Annotated in this window: 21 protein-coding genes; 9 read left to right on the top strand and 12 right to left on the bottom strand. The window is 60.4% G+C overall.

Translation table 11 applies throughout. The features are described 5' to 3' along the window. Positions 1-895: 895 nt before the first annotated feature. The 3 genes from infA to aat form a co-directional block, all read right to left on the bottom strand. Entirely contained in the window at positions 896-1,114 is a 219-nt protein-coding gene (gene infA, locus L6D74_RS11160) for a translation initiation factor IF-1 (RefSeq protein WP_002553999.1), read from the bottom strand. Positions 1,115-1,226: 112 nt separating this feature from the next. Further along, positions 1,227-1,934 carry an arginyltransferase gene (locus L6D74_RS11155; RefSeq protein ID WP_007958178.1) on the bottom strand — a complete coding sequence of 236 codons (708 nt, stop codon included), beginning with the start codon at positions 1,932-1,934 and terminating at the stop codon, positions 1,227-1,229. Positions 1,935-1,992: 58 nt separating this feature from the next. Beyond that, positions 1,993-2,673, bottom strand: coding sequence for a leucyl/phenylalanyl-tRNA--protein transferase (gene aat / locus L6D74_RS11150; protein ID WP_085648277.1), 681 nt, complete (start codon positions 2,671-2,673; stop codon positions 1,993-1,995). A gap of 521 nt (positions 2,674-3,194) precedes the next feature. Between aat and L6D74_RS11145 the strand changes: the two genes are divergently transcribed. From L6D74_RS11145 to cysG, 6 genes are all read left to right on the top strand, one after another. Next, positions 3,195-5,603 (top strand): DNA translocase FtsK, encoded by a 2,409-nt coding sequence (locus L6D74_RS11145; RefSeq protein ID WP_011334945.1) that lies wholly within the window; start codon positions 3,195-3,197, stop codon positions 5,601-5,603. 78 nt (positions 5,604-5,681) lie between these two features. Then, positions 5,682-6,302, top strand: coding sequence for an outer membrane lipoprotein periplasmic chaperone LolA (gene lolA / locus L6D74_RS11140; protein ID WP_011334944.1), 621 nt, complete (start codon positions 5,682-5,684; stop codon positions 6,300-6,302). A 24-nt stretch (positions 6,303-6,326) separates the two neighbouring features. Beyond that, positions 6,327-7,649: a replication-associated recombination protein A gene (locus L6D74_RS11135; RefSeq protein ID WP_007958186.1), complete on the top strand. Its 1,323-nt coding sequence runs from the start codon at positions 6,327-6,329 to the stop codon at positions 7,647-7,649. Further along, on the top strand, positions 7,649-8,023 hold the full coding sequence (gene crcB / locus L6D74_RS11130; protein ID WP_007958188.1) for a fluoride efflux transporter CrcB: 375 nt from the start codon (positions 7,649-7,651) through the stop codon (positions 8,021-8,023). The genes L6D74_RS11135 and crcB overlap by 1 nt, the downstream gene beginning before the upstream one ends. A 15-nt stretch (positions 8,024-8,038) precedes the next feature. Next, positions 8,039-9,319, top strand: coding sequence for a serine--tRNA ligase (serS, locus tag L6D74_RS11125; protein WP_074688938.1), 1,281 nt, complete (start codon positions 8,039-8,041; stop codon positions 9,317-9,319). Next, positions 9,320-10,714 (top strand): siroheme synthase CysG, encoded by a 1,395-nt coding sequence (cysG, locus tag L6D74_RS11120; protein WP_074688936.1) that lies wholly within the window; start codon positions 9,320-9,322, stop codon positions 10,712-10,714. Positions 10,715-10,759: 45 nt separating this feature from the next. Here the strand turns inward: cysG and L6D74_RS11115 are convergent, their stop codons facing one another. From L6D74_RS11115 to L6D74_RS11080, 8 genes are all read right to left on the bottom strand, one after another. Beyond that, positions 10,760-11,761 carry a glutathione S-transferase family protein gene (locus tag L6D74_RS11115; protein WP_103385910.1) on the bottom strand — a complete coding sequence of 334 codons (1,002 nt, stop codon included), beginning with the start codon at positions 11,759-11,761 and terminating at the stop codon, positions 10,760-10,762. A 92-nt stretch (positions 11,762-11,853) separates the two neighbouring features. Continuing rightward, the gene (locus L6D74_RS11110) at positions 11,854-12,855 is read right to left on the bottom strand and encodes a glycosyl transferase family protein (RefSeq protein WP_236189182.1); all 1,002 of its coding nucleotides are present in this window, start codon (positions 12,853-12,855) and stop codon (positions 11,854-11,856) included. Next, entirely contained in the window at positions 12,852-13,187 is a 336-nt protein-coding gene (locus L6D74_RS11105) for a TusE/DsrC/DsvC family sulfur relay protein (RefSeq protein WP_007958196.1), read from the bottom strand. Before L6D74_RS11105 ends, L6D74_RS11110 begins: the two co-directional genes overlap by 4 nt. Continuing rightward, positions 13,184-13,477, bottom strand: a complete 294-nt coding sequence (gene tusB, locus L6D74_RS11100; RefSeq protein ID WP_236189180.1) for a sulfurtransferase complex subunit TusB — start codon at positions 13,475-13,477, stop codon at positions 13,184-13,186. The genes L6D74_RS11105 and tusB overlap by 4 nt, the downstream gene beginning before the upstream one ends. Further along, positions 13,477-13,833 carry a sulfurtransferase complex subunit TusC gene (gene tusC, locus L6D74_RS11095; protein ID WP_039767393.1) on the bottom strand — a complete coding sequence of 119 codons (357 nt, stop codon included), beginning with the start codon at positions 13,831-13,833 and terminating at the stop codon, positions 13,477-13,479. The genes tusB and tusC overlap by 1 nt, the downstream gene beginning before the upstream one ends. A gap of 1 nt (position 13,834) precedes the next feature. Continuing rightward, a complete protein-coding gene (gene tusD, locus L6D74_RS11090; RefSeq protein ID WP_074689306.1) occupies positions 13,835-14,227 on the bottom strand; it encodes a sulfurtransferase complex subunit TusD in 393 nt (130 codons plus the stop codon). Between the two features lie 100 nt (positions 14,228-14,327). Beyond that, entirely contained in the window at positions 14,328-15,029 is a 702-nt protein-coding gene (locus L6D74_RS11085) for a YoaK family protein (RefSeq protein WP_236189178.1), read from the bottom strand. 24 nt (positions 15,030-15,053) lie between these two features. After that, a complete protein-coding gene (locus L6D74_RS11080) occupies positions 15,054-15,383 on the bottom strand; it encodes a DUF6388 family protein (RefSeq protein WP_210709787.1) in 330 nt (109 codons plus the stop codon). Between the two features lie 135 nt (positions 15,384-15,518). Between L6D74_RS11080 and L6D74_RS11075 the strand changes: the two genes are divergently transcribed. After that, on the top strand, positions 15,519-15,869 hold the full coding sequence (locus L6D74_RS11075) for a hypothetical protein (protein ID WP_039767389.1): 351 nt from the start codon (positions 15,519-15,521) through the stop codon (positions 15,867-15,869). A gap of 61 nt (positions 15,870-15,930) precedes the next feature. Here L6D74_RS11075 and L6D74_RS11070 read toward each other — a convergent pair whose 3' ends face one another. Next, positions 15,931-16,356, bottom strand: a complete 426-nt coding sequence (locus L6D74_RS11070; RefSeq protein ID WP_074688926.1) for a GNAT family N-acetyltransferase — start codon at positions 16,354-16,356, stop codon at positions 15,931-15,933. A gap of 137 nt (positions 16,357-16,493) precedes the next feature. Between L6D74_RS11070 and L6D74_RS11065 the strand changes: the two genes are divergently transcribed. Further along, positions 16,494-16,931, top strand: coding sequence for a hemerythrin domain-containing protein (locus tag L6D74_RS11065; RefSeq protein WP_039767386.1), 438 nt, complete (start codon positions 16,494-16,496; stop codon positions 16,929-16,931). A 223-nt stretch (positions 16,932-17,154) separates the two neighbouring features. Continuing rightward, positions 17,155-17,790, top strand: coding sequence for a lytic polysaccharide monooxygenase auxiliary activity family 9 protein (locus L6D74_RS11060; protein ID WP_039767385.1), 636 nt, complete (start codon positions 17,155-17,157; stop codon positions 17,788-17,790). Positions 17,791-17,821 lie beyond the last annotated feature (31 nt).

The raw sequence follows: 17,821 nt of genomic DNA, 5'->3' as shown, positions 1-17,821 counted from the left end.
TGCGGTTTTGGTTTGGGGGGGGCATATCCGTTGCTGCGGTAATGGCTTCTTAGGGTTTCGCCCTTACGGCGAGTCACCTTTTCCAAACGCCGAAAAGGTAACCCAAAAGGCTTTACCCTGACGTACGGCCCTCGCTGTGGCTCGGGTTCCTTCGCTCCGGGATTGATCCGGGGGCATCGCCTACGGTTTGCTTCGCTGCACCTCCTCTCGATGTGTTTGGCTTCGCCAAACGGTCGCTGCGCTCCCACCCCCGGATCAATCCCTCCACTCAGCCTGCCGACGGGCCCTGCGATCAAAAGCGGTACTCGAGCTAACGCTCATCGTTTTGAGTGGGGAGGAGCGGGGCGTGTTCGGCTTTGGTTTTTGTGGTGGGTTTACCCCTCACCCCAGCCCTCTCCCCGAGGAGAGGGAGCCGTTTTTTGTGCTTTTCAAAGCCTGAGTTCAACGCGGTATTGCACGTCGGCACAACTCTCCCAATCAACTCGGTCGGTCCCCTCTCCCTCCGGGAGAGGGCTAGGGTGAGGGGCTCTTGATCTGGCTCTTGATCTTTAGTCCCTTCGGCAGGCCGAGCGGAGGTGTCCATCAGGGGGTAGGCGCGTAGCGCCGTGCGGCGAAGCCGCATACATCGAGACGAGGTGCAGCGAAGCAAACCGTAGGCGATGCCCCCTGGTGGACACCGTAGCGAGGGAACACTGAGCCTAAGCGAAGTGCCGTACGCCGGGGCAAAAGCCTTTTGGTTCCTTTTTGGCGTTTGAAAAAGGGACTCGCTGTAAGAGCGAAACCATAAGAAGCCGTTACCGCAGCAACGGATATACCCCCAAAACTCAAGCACAAGCCCAAAACCCAGACAAACAAAAACGCCCGGCATTAAGCCGGGCGTCTTGTATTGACTTGATTAGCGAGCGCGGTAAGTAATACGCCCTTTGCTCAAGTCATAGGGCGTCAGCTCGACGCGCACTTTGTCACCGGTAAGAATACGAATGTAGTTCTTGCGCATCTTGCCGGAAATATGCGCGGTTACGACGTGCCCATTTTCCAACTCCACACGAAACATGGTGTTGGGCAGGGTGTCGACGACAGTGCCTTCCATTTCGAAGCTGTCTTCTTTCGACATGCAGTAAAGCCCTCGGTATCCAATGAATGGCCCGGTGCAACTGCGCCAGGCAAAAGCGGCGTGCATTGTGCCCGAAAAATGGGGTTTACGCCAAGGGGTTTAGGGTCTGCATTCAGTTCAGGATGACCCAGCGCTGATTAATGAGCAGTTCGATGGGCCGATATTGGGTCTTGTAGTTCATCTTTTTGCAGTTTTTGATCCAGTAGCCCAGGTACACCGCTTCAAGCCCCAGGCGTTGGGCTTCGGCGATTTGCCAGAGGATGGCGTAGCGCCCCAGGCTGCGGCGTTCTTCCTGCGGTTCGTAAAAGGTGTAGACCGCGGACAGGCCGTTGGGCAGCAGGTCGGTGACGGCGACTGCAAGTAACCGTCCGTCGAGCCGGAACTCATAAAAGCGTGAGAAGGGCAGGTCGCGTACCAGAAAAGTCGAGAATTGATCGCGGCTGGGCGGATACATGTCGCCGTCGGCGTGGCGCTGTTCGATGTAGCGCTGATAGAGATCGAAATATTCTTCGCTGAACGCCGGCTTGACCGGACGTACCTGCAAGTCGATGTTGCGTTTGAAAATGCGTTTTTGCTGGCGATTGGGGTTGAACTGCGCCACCGGAATGCGCGCAGGCACGCAGGCATTGCAGTTCTGGCAATGCGGGCGGTAAAGATGATCGCCGCTGCGACGAAAGCCCATTTCCGACAGATCTGCGTAGACATGCACATCCATGGGCTGGCTCGGATCGAGAAACAGGGTCGTCGCCTGTTCCTCGGGCAGATAACTGCAAGAGTGAGGCTGAGTGGCATAAAACTTCAAACGCGCCAACTCGGTCATGATCAACCCTCAAGGGTAAGCTGGTGAATTAAGTGTAAGCCACGCGCGCAAAAGTCGCTCAGCAAACCCAGGTCGCATGATTGGGTTGATCGAGGTGCCGGGCTAGATAGTCGGCGAATGTCTGCCGTGAAATGGCCCGGGCGCCAAGGCTGTGCAGGTGATCGGTCGGCATCTGGCAGTCGATCAGCACGAAACCCGCTTCCTTAAGATGTTGCACCAGCGAGGCAAAGCCGTACTTGGAAGCATTGTCCGCGCGGCTGAACATTGATTCGCCAAAAAACAGTTGCCCCATCGCCAAGCCGTACAGGCCGCCGACCAGTTCGCCCTGATCCCGTACCTCCACCGAGTGAGCAAAACCGCGCCGATGCAGTTCGATATAGGCGTTCTGCATTGCTTCGGTGATCCAGGTGCCGTCGGCGTATTCCCTGGGGGCGGCGCAGGCGCGGATCACGGCTTCGAAATCCTGATCGAAGGTCACTTGATAACGCTGTTTGCGCATCAATTTGCCGAGGCTGCGCGAGACGTGCAGTTCGTCGGGAAAAAGCACGGTGCGCGGATCCGGCGACCACCAGAGAATCGGCTGACCTTCGGAAAACCACGGAAAACAGCCGTGGCGATAGGCCTGGATCAGGCGATCGGCGGACAGGTCGCCGCCGGCTGCCAGCAATCCGTTGGGATCGCGCATGGCCTTTTCCAGTGGCGGGAAAGTCAGTGAGTTGCGTTGTAACCAAGTCAGCATGGCGTCCAGGCTTGCAGAAGGGGAGGGCGGTGGGCAGTGGGCCCGCGGTAAAGTGTGCCGGGAAATGACGCGAATGTCCTCCGTTGCAGTACGGCTTTTGCGTAGCTGCAACTTGAGCATCCGGATGCGGTCGTAATCGGGCGCAACACCGGTGCGAGCAAGCTTGCCGACGTCAATCTGTGGCGTTCATGGGAGATGAGGCGCGGATGCTTCGCTACGTTCATCAAATACACCTCATAAGCCTTTGTCACAAAAGACAATGCATGCTCAAATTGAACGCCGGGTGTTGTGCGTTTGGCTATGCTTGAACCAGAGACCTGGAAGCATGGCATCGAACGCGCAAACCCGTACAATGCCGGGCTGTTACAGAATATTCGCCGCGTGCCGTGTTTATAAAAGGCGGGGCGCAGTGTTAAAAGTAGTCTCCGTTGCGCACGTCAATTTTTTTACCTGCCTGGATTGGGCAGTTTTTTTCGTCATTCAATAGATGGACGCGCCTCTGGCGCAGGAAAAGAAGCGTTTTGAAGAAATCCACGGAAGCACCAAAAACAGTCGTTCCGCTATGGCGTCAACAGTTGCACTACCGGCTCAAGGAAGGTGCATTGATCGCCATCGGCGCCTTGTGCCTGTTCCTGATGATGGCCTTGCTGACTTACGGCAAGGACGATCCGGGCTGGAGCCACAACAGCAAGATCGACGACGTGCAGAATTTCGGTGGCCCGGCGGGCTCCTACAGCGCCGACATCCTGTTCATGGTGCTGGGGTACTTCGCGTACATCTTTCCGTTGCTGCTGGCGATCAAGGCGTATCAGATCTTCCGTCAGCGTCATGAGCCGTGGCAGTGGAGCGGCTGGCTGTTCTCCTGGCGCCTGATCGGTCTGGTGTTTCTGGTGTTGTCCGGCGCTGCACTGGCGCACATTCATTTCCATGCAGCCACCGGATTGCCGGCCGGCGCGGGTGGAGCGCTGGGTGAAAGCCTCGGTGACCTGGCCCGCAACGCCCTGAATATTCAGGGCAGCACGTTGCTGTTCATCGCGCTGTTTCTGTTCGGCCTGACGGTGTTCACCGACCTGTCGTGGTTCAAGGTGATGGACATCACCGGCAAGATCACGCTTGACCTGTTCGAACTGTTCCAGGGCGCGCTAAACCGCTGGTGGTCGGCGCGTACCGAGCGCAAGCAACTGGTCGCGCAGCTGCGTGAAGTCGACGATCGCGTGCATGACGTGGTTGCACCGACGGTCACCGACAAACGCGAGCAGGCCAAGGTCAAGGAACGTCTGATCGAGCGCGAACAGGCCCTCAGCAAACACATGTCCGAGCGCGAGAAACAGGTGCCGCCGGTCATCGCCCCGGCCCCGGTCAAAGCGCCGGAGCCAAGCAAGCGCGTGCAGAAAGAGAAGCAGGTGCCGTTGTTCGTCGACAGCGCCGTGGAAGGCACCTTGCCGCCGATCTCGATTCTCGATCCTGCGGAAAAGAAACAACTCAATTATTCGCCTGAATCCCTGGCGGCGGTCGGCCACTTGCTGGAGATCAAACTCAAGGAATTCGGCGTCGAAGTCACCGTGGATTCGATCCATCCGGGCCCGGTTATTACCCGTTACGAAATCCAGCCTGCTGCGGGCGTGAAGGTCAGCCGTATCGCCAACCTGGCGAAAGACCTTGCACGTTCGCTGGCCGTGACCAGTGTGCGGGTGGTGGAAGTGATTCCGGGCAAGACCACGGTCGGTATCGAAATTCCCAACGAAGACCGGCAGATCGTGCGCTTCTCCGAGGTGCTGTCGACGCCTGAGTATGACAACTTCAAATCGCCGGTCACCCTGGCCCTGGGCCACGACATCGGCGGCAAGCCGGTCATCACCGACCTGGCGAAAATGCCGCACCTGCTGGTGGCCGGTACGACCGGTTCGGGTAAGTCGGTGGGCGTGAACGCGATGATCCTGTCGATTCTGTTCAAGTCCGGCCCGGATGACGCCAAGCTGATCATGATCGACCCGAAAATGCTTGAGCTGTCGATCTACGAAGGCATTCCACATCTGCTGTGCCCGGTCGTGACCGACATGAAGGACGCCGCCAACGCCCTGCGCTGGAGCGTGGCCGAGATGGAGCGTCGCTACAAGCTGATGGCGAAGATGGGCGTGCGAAACCTGTCCGGCTTCAATGCCAAGGTCAAGGAAGCCCAGGACGCCGGCGAGCCGCTGAGCGATCCGCTGTACAAGCGCGAAAGCATCCACGACGAAGCACCGTTGCTGCAGAAGTTGCCGACCATCGTTGTGGTCGTGGACGAATTCGCCGACATGATGATGATCGTCGGCAAGAAGGTAGAAGAACTGATCGCCCGTATCGCCCAGAAGGCGCGTGCGGCCGGTATCCACCTGATCCTCGCGACCCAACGGCCGTCGGTGGATGTGATCACCGGTCTGATCAAGGCCAACATCCCGACGCGGATGGCGTTCCAGGTATCCAGCAAGATCGACTCCCGGACCATCATCGACCAGGGCGGCGCCGAACAACTGCTCGGCCACGGTGACATGCTTTACATGCCGCCGGGCACCAGCCTGCCGATCCGGGTTCACGGCGCATTCGTGTCCGACGATGAAGTTCACCGGGTGGTTGAAGCCTGGAAACTGCGCGGCGCGCCGGAATACAACGACGACATCCTCAACGGTGTCGAAGAGGCGGGCAGTGGTTTCGAAGGCAGCAGCGGCGGCGGTGACGGCGACGATCCGGAAGCCGACGCGCTGTACGACGAAGCCGTGCAATTCGTGCTCGAAAGCCGCCGTGCCTCCATCTCCGCTGTACAGCGCAAGCTGAAGATCGGCTACAACCGTGCCGCACGCATGATCGAAGCCATGGAGATGGCCGGGGTCGTGACGTCGATGAACACCAACGGTTCCCGCGAAGTCCTGGCCCCTGGCCCGGTACGCGACTGATTCGATACCCTGATCCAAATGCAATGGGCGGTGCATGAAGCGCCGTCCACTTTCCCACGAGTATTCAAGAGGACTCCCATGCGTCTTATCCGCATGTTGCTGCCGGTACTGGCTCTGACCACCCTCACGGCTCACGCCGATGACAAGGATGTGGCTCGCCTGACCCAATTGCTCGAAACATCCAAGACCCTGACCGCCAATTTTTCCCAACTGACCCTCGACGGCAGCGGCACCCAGTTGCAGGAAACCACCGGCGACATGACCCTGCAGCGTCCGGGCCTGTTCTACTGGCACACCAATGCGCCAGCCGAGCAGACCATGGTGTCCGACGGCAAGAAAGTCACCCTGTGGGACCCGGACCTGGAGCAGGCCACCATCAAGAAGCTCGATGAACGTCTGACCCAGACCCCGGCGCTGTTGCTGTCTGGCGACGTATCGAAGATCAGTCAGAGCTTTGACATCACCGCGAAAGAGGCCGGTGGCGTGATCGACTTCACCCTGAAGCCGAAAACCAAGGACACGCTGTTCGACAGCCTGCGCCTGTCGTTCCGCAACGGTCTGGTCAATGACATGCAACTGATCGACAGCGTCGGCCAGCGCACCAACATCCTGTTTACCGGTGTGAAGGCCAACGAAGCGGTCCCGGCCTCGAAGTTCAAGTTCGACATCCCCAAGGGTGCCGATGTGATCCAGGAATAAACACAGAGGTTTCAACGGTACGTGATGGATCTGTTTCGCAGTGCACCGATTGCCCAGCCACTGGCTGCCCGTTTGCGGGCGACCAATCTGGATGAGTACGTCGGTCAGGAACACGTGCTCGCTCGCGGCAAGCCTCTGCGTGAAGCGCTGGAGCAGGGTGCCCTGCATTCGATGATCTTCTGGGGCCCGCCGGGCGTGGGCAAGACCACGTTGGCGCGGTTGCTGGCAGAAGTCTCGGATGCGCACTTCGAAACGGTTTCGGCGGTGCTGGCCGGGGTCAAGGAGATCCGTCAGGCGGTGGAAATCGCCAAGCAGCAGGCCGGCCAGTACGGCAAGCGCACGATCCTGTTTGTCGATGAAGTGCACCGCTTCAACAAGTCTCAACAGGACGCCTTCCTGCCGTACGTTGAAGACGGCACCCTGATCTTCATTGGCGCCACCACTGAAAACCCTTCGTTCGAACTGAACAACGCATTGCTGTCGCGGGCGCGGGTCTACGTACTCAAAAGCCTCGACGAGGCGGCGTTGCGCAAGTTGGTGCACCGCGCGCTGACTGAAGAGCGTGGCCTGGGCAAACGTCATCTGACCCTCAGCGATGAAGGCTTCCAGATGCTGCTGTCCGCCGCCGATGGCGATGGCCGGCGCTTGCTGAATCTGCTGGAGAACGCCTCGGACCTGGCCGAAGACAACAGTGAGATGGGCACCGAGCTGCTGCAAAGCCTGCTCGGCGACACTCGCCGGCGTTTCGACAAGGGCGGCGAAGCGTTCTACGACCAGATTTCCGCGCTGCACAAATCGGTTCGCGGCTCGAATCCTGACGGCGCGCTGTACTGGTTTGCGCGAATGATCGACGGCGGCTGCGATCCGCTGTACCTCGCCCGGCGGGTGGTGCGGATGGCCAGCGAAGACATCGGCAACGCCGATCCTCGCGCCCTGAGCCTGTGCCTGGCGGCGTGGGAGGTGCAGGAACGTCTCGGCAGCCCGGAAGGTGAGTTGGCAGTGGCCCAGGCCATCACCTATCTGGCCTGTGCGCCGAAAAGCAACGCCGTGTACATGGGCTTCAAGACCGCGCTGCGCGCCGCTGCTGAACATGGCTCGCTGGAAGTGCCGCTGCACTTGCGCAATGCGCCGACCAAATTGATGAAGCAATTGGGTTATGGCGACGAATACCGTTACGCCCACGACGAACCGGACGCCTACGCGGCTGGCGAAGACTATTTCCCGGAAGAACTCGACCCGATTCCGTTCTACCAACCGGTGCCCCGTGGCCTGGAGTTGAAGATCGGCGAGAAGCTCAACCACCTCGCCCAACTTGATCGTTTAAGCCCTCGGCAGCGGAGAAAATAGTGGTTCCATTGATTGTTGCGGTCTCCGTCGGCGGGATTGCCGGCACTTTGTTGCGCTTCGCCACCGGTAATTGGGTGAACGCCAATTGGCCGCGGCACTTCTATACCGCGACGCTGGCCGTTAATATCGTGGGCTGTCTGCTGATTGGCGTGCTGTACGGCCTGTTTTTGATACGCCCGGAAGTACCGATCGAGGTACGTGCCGGGTTGATGGTCGGCTTCCTCGGGGGGCTGACGACTTTTTCATCCTTTTCACTGGATACGGTGCGCCTGCTGGAAAGCGGGCAAGTGCCGCTGGCCCTGGGCTATGCGGCGATCAGCGTATTCGGCGGGCTGCTCGCGACCTGGGCCGGCCTGTCCCTGACCAAACTTTGATAACGAGAAACCGACATGCTCGATTCCAAACTGTTACGTAGCAACCTCCAGGACGTAGCGGACCGCCTGGCTTCCCGTGGCTTTGCCCTGGATGTCGCGCGCATCGAAGCGCTGGAAGAACAGCGCAAGACCGTCCAGACCCGCACCGAAGCACTGCAGGCTGAGCGTAACGCGCGTTCCAAATCCATCGGTCAGGCCAAGCAGCGCGGCGAAGACATCGCGCCGCTGATGGCGGACGTCGAGCGCATGGCGGGCGAACTGAGCGCCGGTAAAGTCGAGCTGGACGCGATCCAGACCGAACTGGATTCGATCCTGCTGGGCATCCCGAATTTGCCGCACGAATCGGTACCGGTCGGCGAAGACGAAGACGGCAACGTCGAAGTGCGCCGCTGGGGCACCCCGACCGCCTTCGATTTCCCGGTTCAGGACCACGTGGCTCTGGGCGAGAAGTTCGGCTGGCTCGACTTCGAAACCGCCGCCAAGCTGTCCGGCGCACGTTTCGCCCTGCTGCGTGGCCCGATTGCCCGTCTGCACCGCGCACTGGCGCAATTCATGATCAACCTGCACGTCACCGAGCACGGCTACGAAGAGGCCTACACGCCTTATCTGGTTCAGGCCCCGGCGCTGCAAGGCACCGGTCAACTGCCGAAGTTCGAAGAAGACCTGTTCAAGATCGCTCGCGAAGGCGAAGCCGATCTGTACCTGATCCCGACCGCCGAAGTGTCGCTGACCAACATCGTGGCCGGTGAAATCGTCGATTCGAAACAGCTGCCGATCAAGTTTGTTGCCCACACTCCGTGCTTCCGCAGCGAAGCCGGCGCGTCGGGTCGTGACACTCGCGGCATGATCCGTCAGCACCAGTTCGACAAGGTCGAGATGGTCCAGATCGTCGAGCCGTCGAAATCGATGGAAGCGCTCGAGAGCCTGACCGCCAATGCCGAGAAAGTCCTGCAACTGCTGGAGCTGCCTTACCGCACCCTGGCGCTGTGCACTGGCGACATGGGCTTCAGCGCAGTCAAGACTTACGACCTGGAAGTGTGGATTCCGAGCCAGGACAAATACCGCGAAATCTCGTCGTGCTCCAACTGCGGCGACTTCCAGGCCCGCCGCATGCAGGCGCGTTTCCGCAACCCGGAAACCGGCAAGCCTGAGCTGGTGCATACCCTGAACGGTTCCGGTCTGGCAGTCGGTCGTACCCTGGTGGCCGTGCTGGAAAACTACCAGCAGGCCGACGGTTCGATCCGTGTGCCGGACGTGCTGAAGCCGTACATGGGTGGCCTTGAGGTCATCGGCTAAATGAAATATCTGCCGCTGTTTCACAACCTGCGCGGCAGTCGTGTGTTGGTCGTCGGTGGGGGGGAGATTGCCTTGCGCAAGTCCCGCCTGCTGGCCGATGCCGGTGCGCTGCTGCGGGTGGTCGCACCTGAAATCGAAGCGCAACTGCGCGAACTGGTCGCCGCCAGCGGTGGCGAATGCCTGCTGCGTGGCTACGCCGAAACGGATCTGGACGGTTGCGGGCTGATCATTGCCGCCACCGACGACGAAGCGTTGAACGCGCAGGTCTCCGCCGATGCCCATCGGCGTTGCGTGCCGGTCAATGTGGTCGATGCGCCGGCGCTGTGCAGCGTGATTTTCCCGGCAATCGTCGATCGCTCACCTCTGATCATCGCGGTTTCCAGCGGCGGCGATGCGCCGGTGCTGGCCCGGCTGATCCGCGCCAAGATCGAAACCTGGATTCCCTCGACCTACGGCCATCTGGCCGGTCTGGCCGCGCGGTTTCGCGATCAGGTCAAAGGCCTGTTTCCCGATGTGCAGCAACGTCGCGGTTTTTGGGAAGACGTGTTCCAGGGGCCGATCGCCGACCGGCAACTGGCAGGACAGGGCGCCGAAGCCGAACGTTTGCTGCAAGCCAAGATTGACGGCGAAGCCATGGTTACGACCGGTGAGGTGTATCTGGTGGGCGCAGGGCCGGGTGATCCGGATCTGCTGACCTTCCGCGCCTTGCGCCTGATGCAGCAAGCCGATGTGGTGCTGTACGACCGCTTGGTCGCTCCGGCGATTCTTGAACTGTGCCGCCGCGATGCCGAGCGGGTTTACGTTGGCAAGCGTCGCGCCGATCACGCCGTGCCGCAGGATCAGATCAACCAGCAATTGGTGGATCTGGCCAAGGCCGGCAAGCGTGTGGTGCGGTTGAAGGGCGGGGATCCGTTCATCTTCGGCCGTGGCGGCGAAGAGATCGAGGAACTGGCGGCCCATGGCATCCCGTTTCAGGTGGTGCCGGGGATCACGGCGGCCAGCGGTTGCGCGGCATATGCCGGGATTCCGCTGACTCATCGCGACTACGCTCAGTCGGTGCGTTTCGTCACCGGGCACTTGAAGGACGGTTCGACCGATCTGCCGTGGTCGGACCTCGTCGCGCCGGCGCAGACGCTGGTGTTCTACATGGGGTTGGTGGGATTGCCGATCATCTGCGAGCAGTTGATCAAACATGGTCGTGCGGCCGATACCCCGGCAGCGCTGATCCAGCAGGGCACCACGGTCAATCAGCGGGTTTTCACCGGCACGCTGGCCGACCTGCCGCGGCTGGTGGCGGAGCATGAAGTGCATGCGCCGACGCTGGTGATCGTCGGCGAAGTGGTGCAACTGCGCGAGAAACTGGCGTGGTTCGAGGGCGCTCAGGGTCAGATCTGACGACTCTGAAGGGATCGTTCCCACGCGGTGGGAACGATCCTGCTCTCAACCTCGGCGCCAAACCCCTTTCCCGCCCAACCGGTCCCGGTCATGGGCAACAGTGAAATCCTGCTCCGGCCCCTTCGGCACAACCCCGGTCGGGTTGATGGTCTTGTGGCTGCCGTAGTAGTGGTTCTTGATGTGCTGGAAATCCACGGTCTCGGCAACGCCCGGCCACTGGTACATCTCCCGCAGCCAGTTCGACAGATTCGGATAATCGCTGATCCGCCGCAGATTGCATTTGAAGTGCCCGTGGTACACCGCGTCGAAACGAATCAGCGTGGTGAACAAGCGCACGTCCGCCTCGGTCAGGTATTCACCCGTCAGATAACGGTTGGCGCCCAGCACCTGTTCCAGATGATCCAGTTCGGCAAATACATCATCGAACGCTTCTTCATAGGCCTTCTGTGAGGTGGCGAACCCGGCGCGGTACACGCCGTTGTTCACGGCAGGGTAGATCCGCTCGTTCAGCGAATCGATCTCACTGCGTAATGGCGCCGGATAGAAGTCCAGATCGTTGCCGGTCAAGTCATCGAACGCACTGTTGAACATGCGGATGATCTCCGCCGATTCGTTGCTGACGATGCGCTTGAGCTTCTTGTCCCACAGCACCGGCACGGTGACGCGGCCGGTGTAGTCGGCGGTGTCGGCGGTGTAGCGCTGGTGCATGAAATCGAAGTGGTCGAGTTTGTCGCCGGTCGAACCGAGGTTCTGATCGAAGGTCCAGCCGTTTTCCAGCATCAGCCAGCTGACGACGGAAACGTCGATCAGGCTTTCCAGGCCTTTGAGCTTGCGCAGGATCAGCGTGCGATGGGCCCACGGACAGGCGAGGGAAACGTAAAGGTGATAACGCCCGGCTTCGGCGGCAAAACCGCCTTCACCGCTCGGGCCCGGCTCGCCATTGCGAGTGACCCAATTGCGGCGCTGCGCCTGTTCGCGCTGGAACGCGCCGTCCTTGCTGCTTTCGTACCACTTGTCCTGCCAGCGGCCGTCGACGAGTAAACCCATGATCAAGACTCCAGAAACCAATAATTCGTTGGAGTTGAGTCTATTCCGATGAGTTCGAACAAAAAGCGCAAAGATCGGGCGTTAATGATCGGTTAAATCGATTTATCCCGCGCGGCCCAGTATTGCTCGGCGGTTTCGAAAGCCTGTTCACGGCTCTGACCGAGGCCGCGCAGTGCCAGCGCCATGGTCGAGATCAACGCCATTTGCGGGTAACTGTCGACCACATCGCCGTGCCAAACGGCCTTCAAATGCTCGATATCCAGCGACGCCGGTTTGACGTGACGCTGCGCCGACAGCTGCGGCCATTCCTCATCCCAGCTCTCGCCGCCAGTGGTGCCGTACAAATGGCTGTCGGCATCCGGGTTGATCTCGATCTCGCCGCCGTCGCCCTTGATCACGATCGCCGTGTCGCCGAGCAGGCCGCTGGCATCGCGGTGGACCGCTTGATAGCCGGGGTGGAAAATACTCTGCAAGCCGCAACGCGCGCCCAATGGATTGAGAATCCGCGTCAGCGAGTGGATCGGCGAGCGCAGGCCGAGGGTGTTGCGCAGGTCGATCATCCGTTGCAGCTGCGGCGCCCAGTCCACCAGCGGCATGAACGCCAGGCCACCGTTATCCAGCGCCGCGCCGACTTGTTGCCAGTTGCGGCACAGCGGAATGTTCAGCTCACCGAGCAATTGTTCGGAGTACAAGCGCCCGGCGGTGTGTGCGCCGCCGCCGTGCATGAAAATGCGCAGGCCGTTCTGCGCCAGGCACTTGGCGGCCAACAGATACCACGGCAAATGGCGTTTCTTGCCGGCGTAAGTCGGCCAGTCCAGATCGACCTTCAGCGCTGGCGCCTGCAAACGTTCGCGCAGTGCCTCGGTGAAGCCAGCCATTTCCTCAGCGCTTTCTTCCTTGTGCCGCAGCAACATCAGAAAAGCACCGAGCTGGGTTTCTTCGACCGCTTCGTCCAGCACCATGCCCATGGCTTGCCGGGCTTCCTCGCGGGTGAGGTCGCGGGCGCCGCGCTTGCCCTTGCCGAGGATGCGCACGAACTGGGCGAATGGATGCTCGGCGGGCGTTTCGAGGGTCAGCGCTGGATAGTCGGTCATAGGCAATTCGTCGGTTTGGGCAGGCCCGCCAGTTTCGCGGCGAGTTTGGCAGGGGTGCCTTTGAACAGTCGGTTCAGGTGCAGGCTGTTGCCTTTCTCCGCGCCGAGCTTGAGTGCGGTGTACTTGATCAGCGGCCGGGTGGCCGGTGACAGCTGGAATTCGGCGTAGAAGCTGCGCAGCAATTCGAGGACTTCCCAGTGTTCCGGGCTCAGTTCGATATCTTCGGCAGCGGCGAGGGCGCTGGCGACTTCGGCCGACCAGTCGTTGAGGTCGACCAGAAAGCCGTCCTTGTCCAGTTCAATGGCGCGGGCGCCGACGGTCAGCGCATTCATAGCCAGCTGTTGACCTTGTCGTATTGGATCGACAGTTCGACGAAGGTCGGGTAATCGATGGCTTCGGCCCAGTCCGGAACCTGCACGGCACGGGCTTGCGCGTCTTCGGCCAGCACGAACAATTTCACCTGACGTATTTCCAGCGCACTGAACGGCGCGGTGCCAGGCTGCAGCGCATAAACGGCATCGCCAGACAGCAACAGTGCATCGGCAGAACCGAGCAGGCGCAGGCAACTGGTCAGGCGTTCGTCGCCGAACGGGGAGTGGGACAACACATGCAAAGTCGACATCAGAGGGTGATCACCTGGTCGTAACGGTCAATGAGGGCGGTGATTTGCTCGGCGGCCAAAGGCTGCGCCTCGTCCAGCGAACGATCGCCGAGGCCGCGAACACTGGCGCTGTCGGCGCAGTAGAACAGCTCTTCGACGCCAAACATCGGCAACGCTTGCAGGTTGGCGCTCAGGTCTTTCTGTTGCAGGGCCTTGGCGTTTTGCCCGGCTGCCAGTTGCAGCACGCCGTCGTCGAGAAACAGCAGACCGATCGGCAGATCGAAGGCGCCGCCGGCCAGCACGATGTCCAGCGCTTCGCGGGCGCCGGGACCGGACCACGGCGATTGACGGCTGATAATCAGAAGGGATTTGGCCATGTCATGCGCCTCCGAAACAGATGAGGCGGTCGGCATCCTGCACCGCGTCATGCAACTGGCCGAGGCCGGACAATTCCCACGGCGCGCTGACGGCCACGGCATCACGCTGATAACGCCCGGCTTCCTCGGCATTCAACACGCCACGGCGCAGGGCGGCGGCGATGCACACCACGCCATCGAGGTTCTGTTCGCTGATGAAGGTTCGCCACTGTTTGGGCAGGTCCAGTTCGTCCTGCGGCGTGACCACGGCGTCGGACGCGTTGTGGACCCCGTCCTGATAGAAAAACAGCCGGACAATCTCATGCCCGCCGGCCAGCGCAGCCTGGGCGAACAGCAGGGCGCGGCGCGAGGAGGGCGCATGGGCGGCGGAAAACAGCGCAATGGCAAACTTCATGACGGACTCGATCAGCAAAACTGCGGCCATGATAAAGCTTTCTCGGCGGGGCGGCGAAGTGGATGTTTCCCGCGCCCGTCTCGATACGAGCAGGCGTCCTTCAGCGTGGCATGTAGCCCAGCTGCCAACGCCGCGGAATCTTCAAGGTCACCAGCCCCAGAACGGCGGCGAACAGACCGCTGACCAACATCGCCTTGAGCCCCAGATGATGTTCCAGCACCGCCCCCAGAATGGCCCCGACCAGCATCCCGCTCCACGGCACCAGTTGCACCCGCCAGCCACTTCGCCGTTCGCCGAGCACCCAGCGGCCCAATCCACGGCCGAATCGGGACAGGGCGCCGGTGACGTACGTCAGCCCGACCGGCAGGCCGTTCACTTCTTCCACCGCCGCGTTGAGCATGCCCATCGCAATGATCGCCGCCAGCAGGGCCGGCAGTTGCGTGTCAAAGGGCCAGGCTGCCAAACACAGCAGGGCGGCGATGGACAACAACAAGGGCAGCGCCCGCCGACCACCCAGTCGGCTGACCACAACCCCGAGGGCATTACCGACAATGAACGTCGCGACCAGCAGGATCAGCCTTAATGTCAGTCCGCTGTCGCCATCACTGATCGCCACCGCCAGCCGCGTGGTGTTGCCGCTCATGAAGGAAACGAAATCGCCGCTGGCCATGAAGCCGATGGCGTCGGTCATGCCGGCCAGCACCGACAGGCTGGCAACCAGCGCCAGTCCCACACGGCCGCGCCATTTCTGTTTGTGAAGATGTCCGGGGCTGGCGCGGTGGGTCGAGGTGGAAGGCAGCATCGAGGCAGCGTCCTTGAGCGGGGTTTACGGTTCTATGCCATACAGATCGCAATATTCCAGCCAGTCCATGCCGGCCATTTCCGCCACTTCGCGATGCACTTCCAGGCGTTGCGCCTGATAGTCCTCGGGCGTCGCGGCGGTGAGCTGCAACGTCAGTTCCCAGGCAAACAGACCCTGGCTTTCGGCCTCGGCTTCGAAGGCTTCGTGCAGGCGTTCTTCGCGGTACTGCGCCTGGGTTTCGCCCTTGGCCTGGGCCAGCAGCGGATTGAGGTGGTCGAGAGCTTCGCGCAGTTCCGGGCGCGCATCGAGAAACAGTTTCAGGGCCTGTTCGTGTCGCTGGTCAGTAGGCGCCATGGGCTTTCCTTGTAAGGCTGATGACCGTTAATGTGCCGCAGCGGCCGGCATGTGTCGCGCTCTAAATGCAGTAAAGCAGAACGATTTTTGGCGTTGCGGTGGTACAGTCCGGTTTTTTCCGAATGAGCGAATGCAATGCGAATGCTGATGGTGGCACTGGCGGCAGCCCTGCTGGCCGGTTGCGCGGGTTCGGCGATGGAAGACGCCCGCACGCAAACCCCTTACAAGACCCTGAATTCGGACAAACCCGAAAAAGTCGTGGCCCAGTGCGTGCAATTTGCCTGGCAGGACGAAGCGGTGTTCGGCGTGGACGCGGCGGCGTATCTGCAACCGGGCAAGAAGGGCGGTTCCACGGTCTATACGCGCTCGGCGGAGTCGTTTGTCGACTTGACCACGGATGCGTCCGGTACCGTATTGAATTACTACGCGCAGAAGGATGATTTTGTGGCCAAGCGCCGCTTGGCGGCGCTGGCGACCTGTCTGTAACGGGCGGCTGGATGCGTTGATTTTGCGACCCTCACCAGCCTGCGGGCGAGGGTCGCTGAAATCAATCAATCAAGCGTTTCTGGAAGAAATGCCGCTTGTGCCCCAGCGGATAATCCACAATCTCGCCACATTCGCTATAACCCAGTTTTTTGTAGAACCCGGGCGCCTGAAAATCAAAGGTATCGAGCCAAATCCCAACGCAGTCCTTTTCCCGTGCAAACTCCTCGACCATGTTCATCAGCTTCGAGCCGATGCCCTGTCCCCGGCCTTGTTCCGGCACCGCCAGCAACTCGATAAACAGCCATCGATAGAACGTGTGCCCATAGAGGCCACCGAGGATCGCGTCGTTGTCGTCGCGCACCAGCAGCGCGACCGGTTCGTACAGCGACGGCCCGGCCTTGGCAATGTTGTAGGCACGCAGCGGCGCCAGGATGGCCGCGCGCTGTTCTTCGGTGGGGTCCTGCGACAGCTCGATCCGCAACGTCATGTTGTCTTCCTTGTAGTAATGAATCGGCAGCCTATCGCGCCACAGCCGATTGAAGCAATCGCTTGGAACCGTCGCTCCTGCGCCGCGGTCTAGCCCTTCAGGGCGTCCATCCGGTACGCGTTTGCCTGGGAGATTCCATGAACATTTTCGAAGCCCTGCGTGAAAGCCACGATCGTCAGCGGACCTACGCGAAATCGTTGATCAAGACCAGCGGTGACACCCCGGAAAGGGTTGAGGCCTACAAACAGCTGAAAGCTGAGCTTCAGGCCCACGAAACCGCCGAAGAGCGCCATTTCTATATTCCGTTGATGGAGATCGACAAGGGTGTCGACCTCAGTCGCCATGCCATTGCCGAACACCATGAAATGGACGAGATGATGGAAGAGCTCGACGAGACCGACATGTCCAGCCCGGCCTGGCTGGCGATGGCAAAAAAGCTCGCGGATAAGGTCCATCACCACTTGCAGGAGGAAGAGCAGAAATTCTTCCAGATGGCCGGCAAGCTGCTCGACGACAAGCAAAAGGAACAGCTCGCCGGGCAGTATGAAAAGGAGTTCAGAGCGCAGCTTCCCTGAACCGGTGAACGCAGGTGTTTGTAATGACGCGGTGTAGTCTTTTTGCCATGCGTTGAGTGAGCGTCGTCGCAGCGAGCTGTGTTTATATACAGTGTTTTCGGCATTTTTGAAGTTTCGCCGAGGCCGACTGCGACAAAACCGCCGATGGACAAAAAATCCCCCTCCGTTAGCTTGAAGGCCTCTCCTCGGACTGGAGAGTTCTTAAATCAACGGAGTGAAAAACATGAACCAACCACAAGCTCAAACCCAACTGCGACACGGTCGCGTCATTTCCCCTGCAAGCCGCGGCGCGGTGGCCATCGAGCAAGGATTGCTCGGTGGCTGGCAGGTCAATGAAATGGAGGGCGGCAAGAACTTCCCGGCACTCGCGGCTGGTCCGTTCCCCGCGCCGTTCGAAAGCGACAACCCGAGCGTCGTACCGCCCGCTGACGGCTATATTCTCAGTGGCGGCAAGAACGACGCACGTGACTGTGTGAACTTCACCGCAGAAGAAATGAGCAAGAAACTCGGGCGCCCGTTCTCCTGGCCACTGCTCAATGTCACTCCCGGCCAGACCCTTGAGGTCAAATGGGAATACACCGCGCCGCACACCACTCGCGGTTACCGCTGGCTGATCACCAGAGATGGCTGGGACCCGAAACAACGCATCACCCGAGCGCAATTGGAAGCGCAACCGTTTGCCGAGGATTTCTATCCGCAAGTGCCGTACTACAGTCATGCGGCGGAATTGAAAGCCAAGGTCACCCACACGGTGCAACTGCCGGGCAACAAGCAGGGGCATCACGTCATCGTTCTGATGTGGATCGTCGCCAACACCGGCAACGCCTTCTATCAGGCCTTCGATGTGGACTTCAAATAAGTCCGCAACGTCCACCCACACGTTCTGAAGG

Source organism: Pseudomonas pharyngis, from assembly GCF_021602345.1.
Classification (GTDB): Bacteria; Pseudomonadota; Gammaproteobacteria; order Pseudomonadales; family Pseudomonadaceae; genus Aquipseudomonas; species Aquipseudomonas pharyngis.
This window is presented reverse-complemented; position numbering and strand designations above follow the sequence as displayed.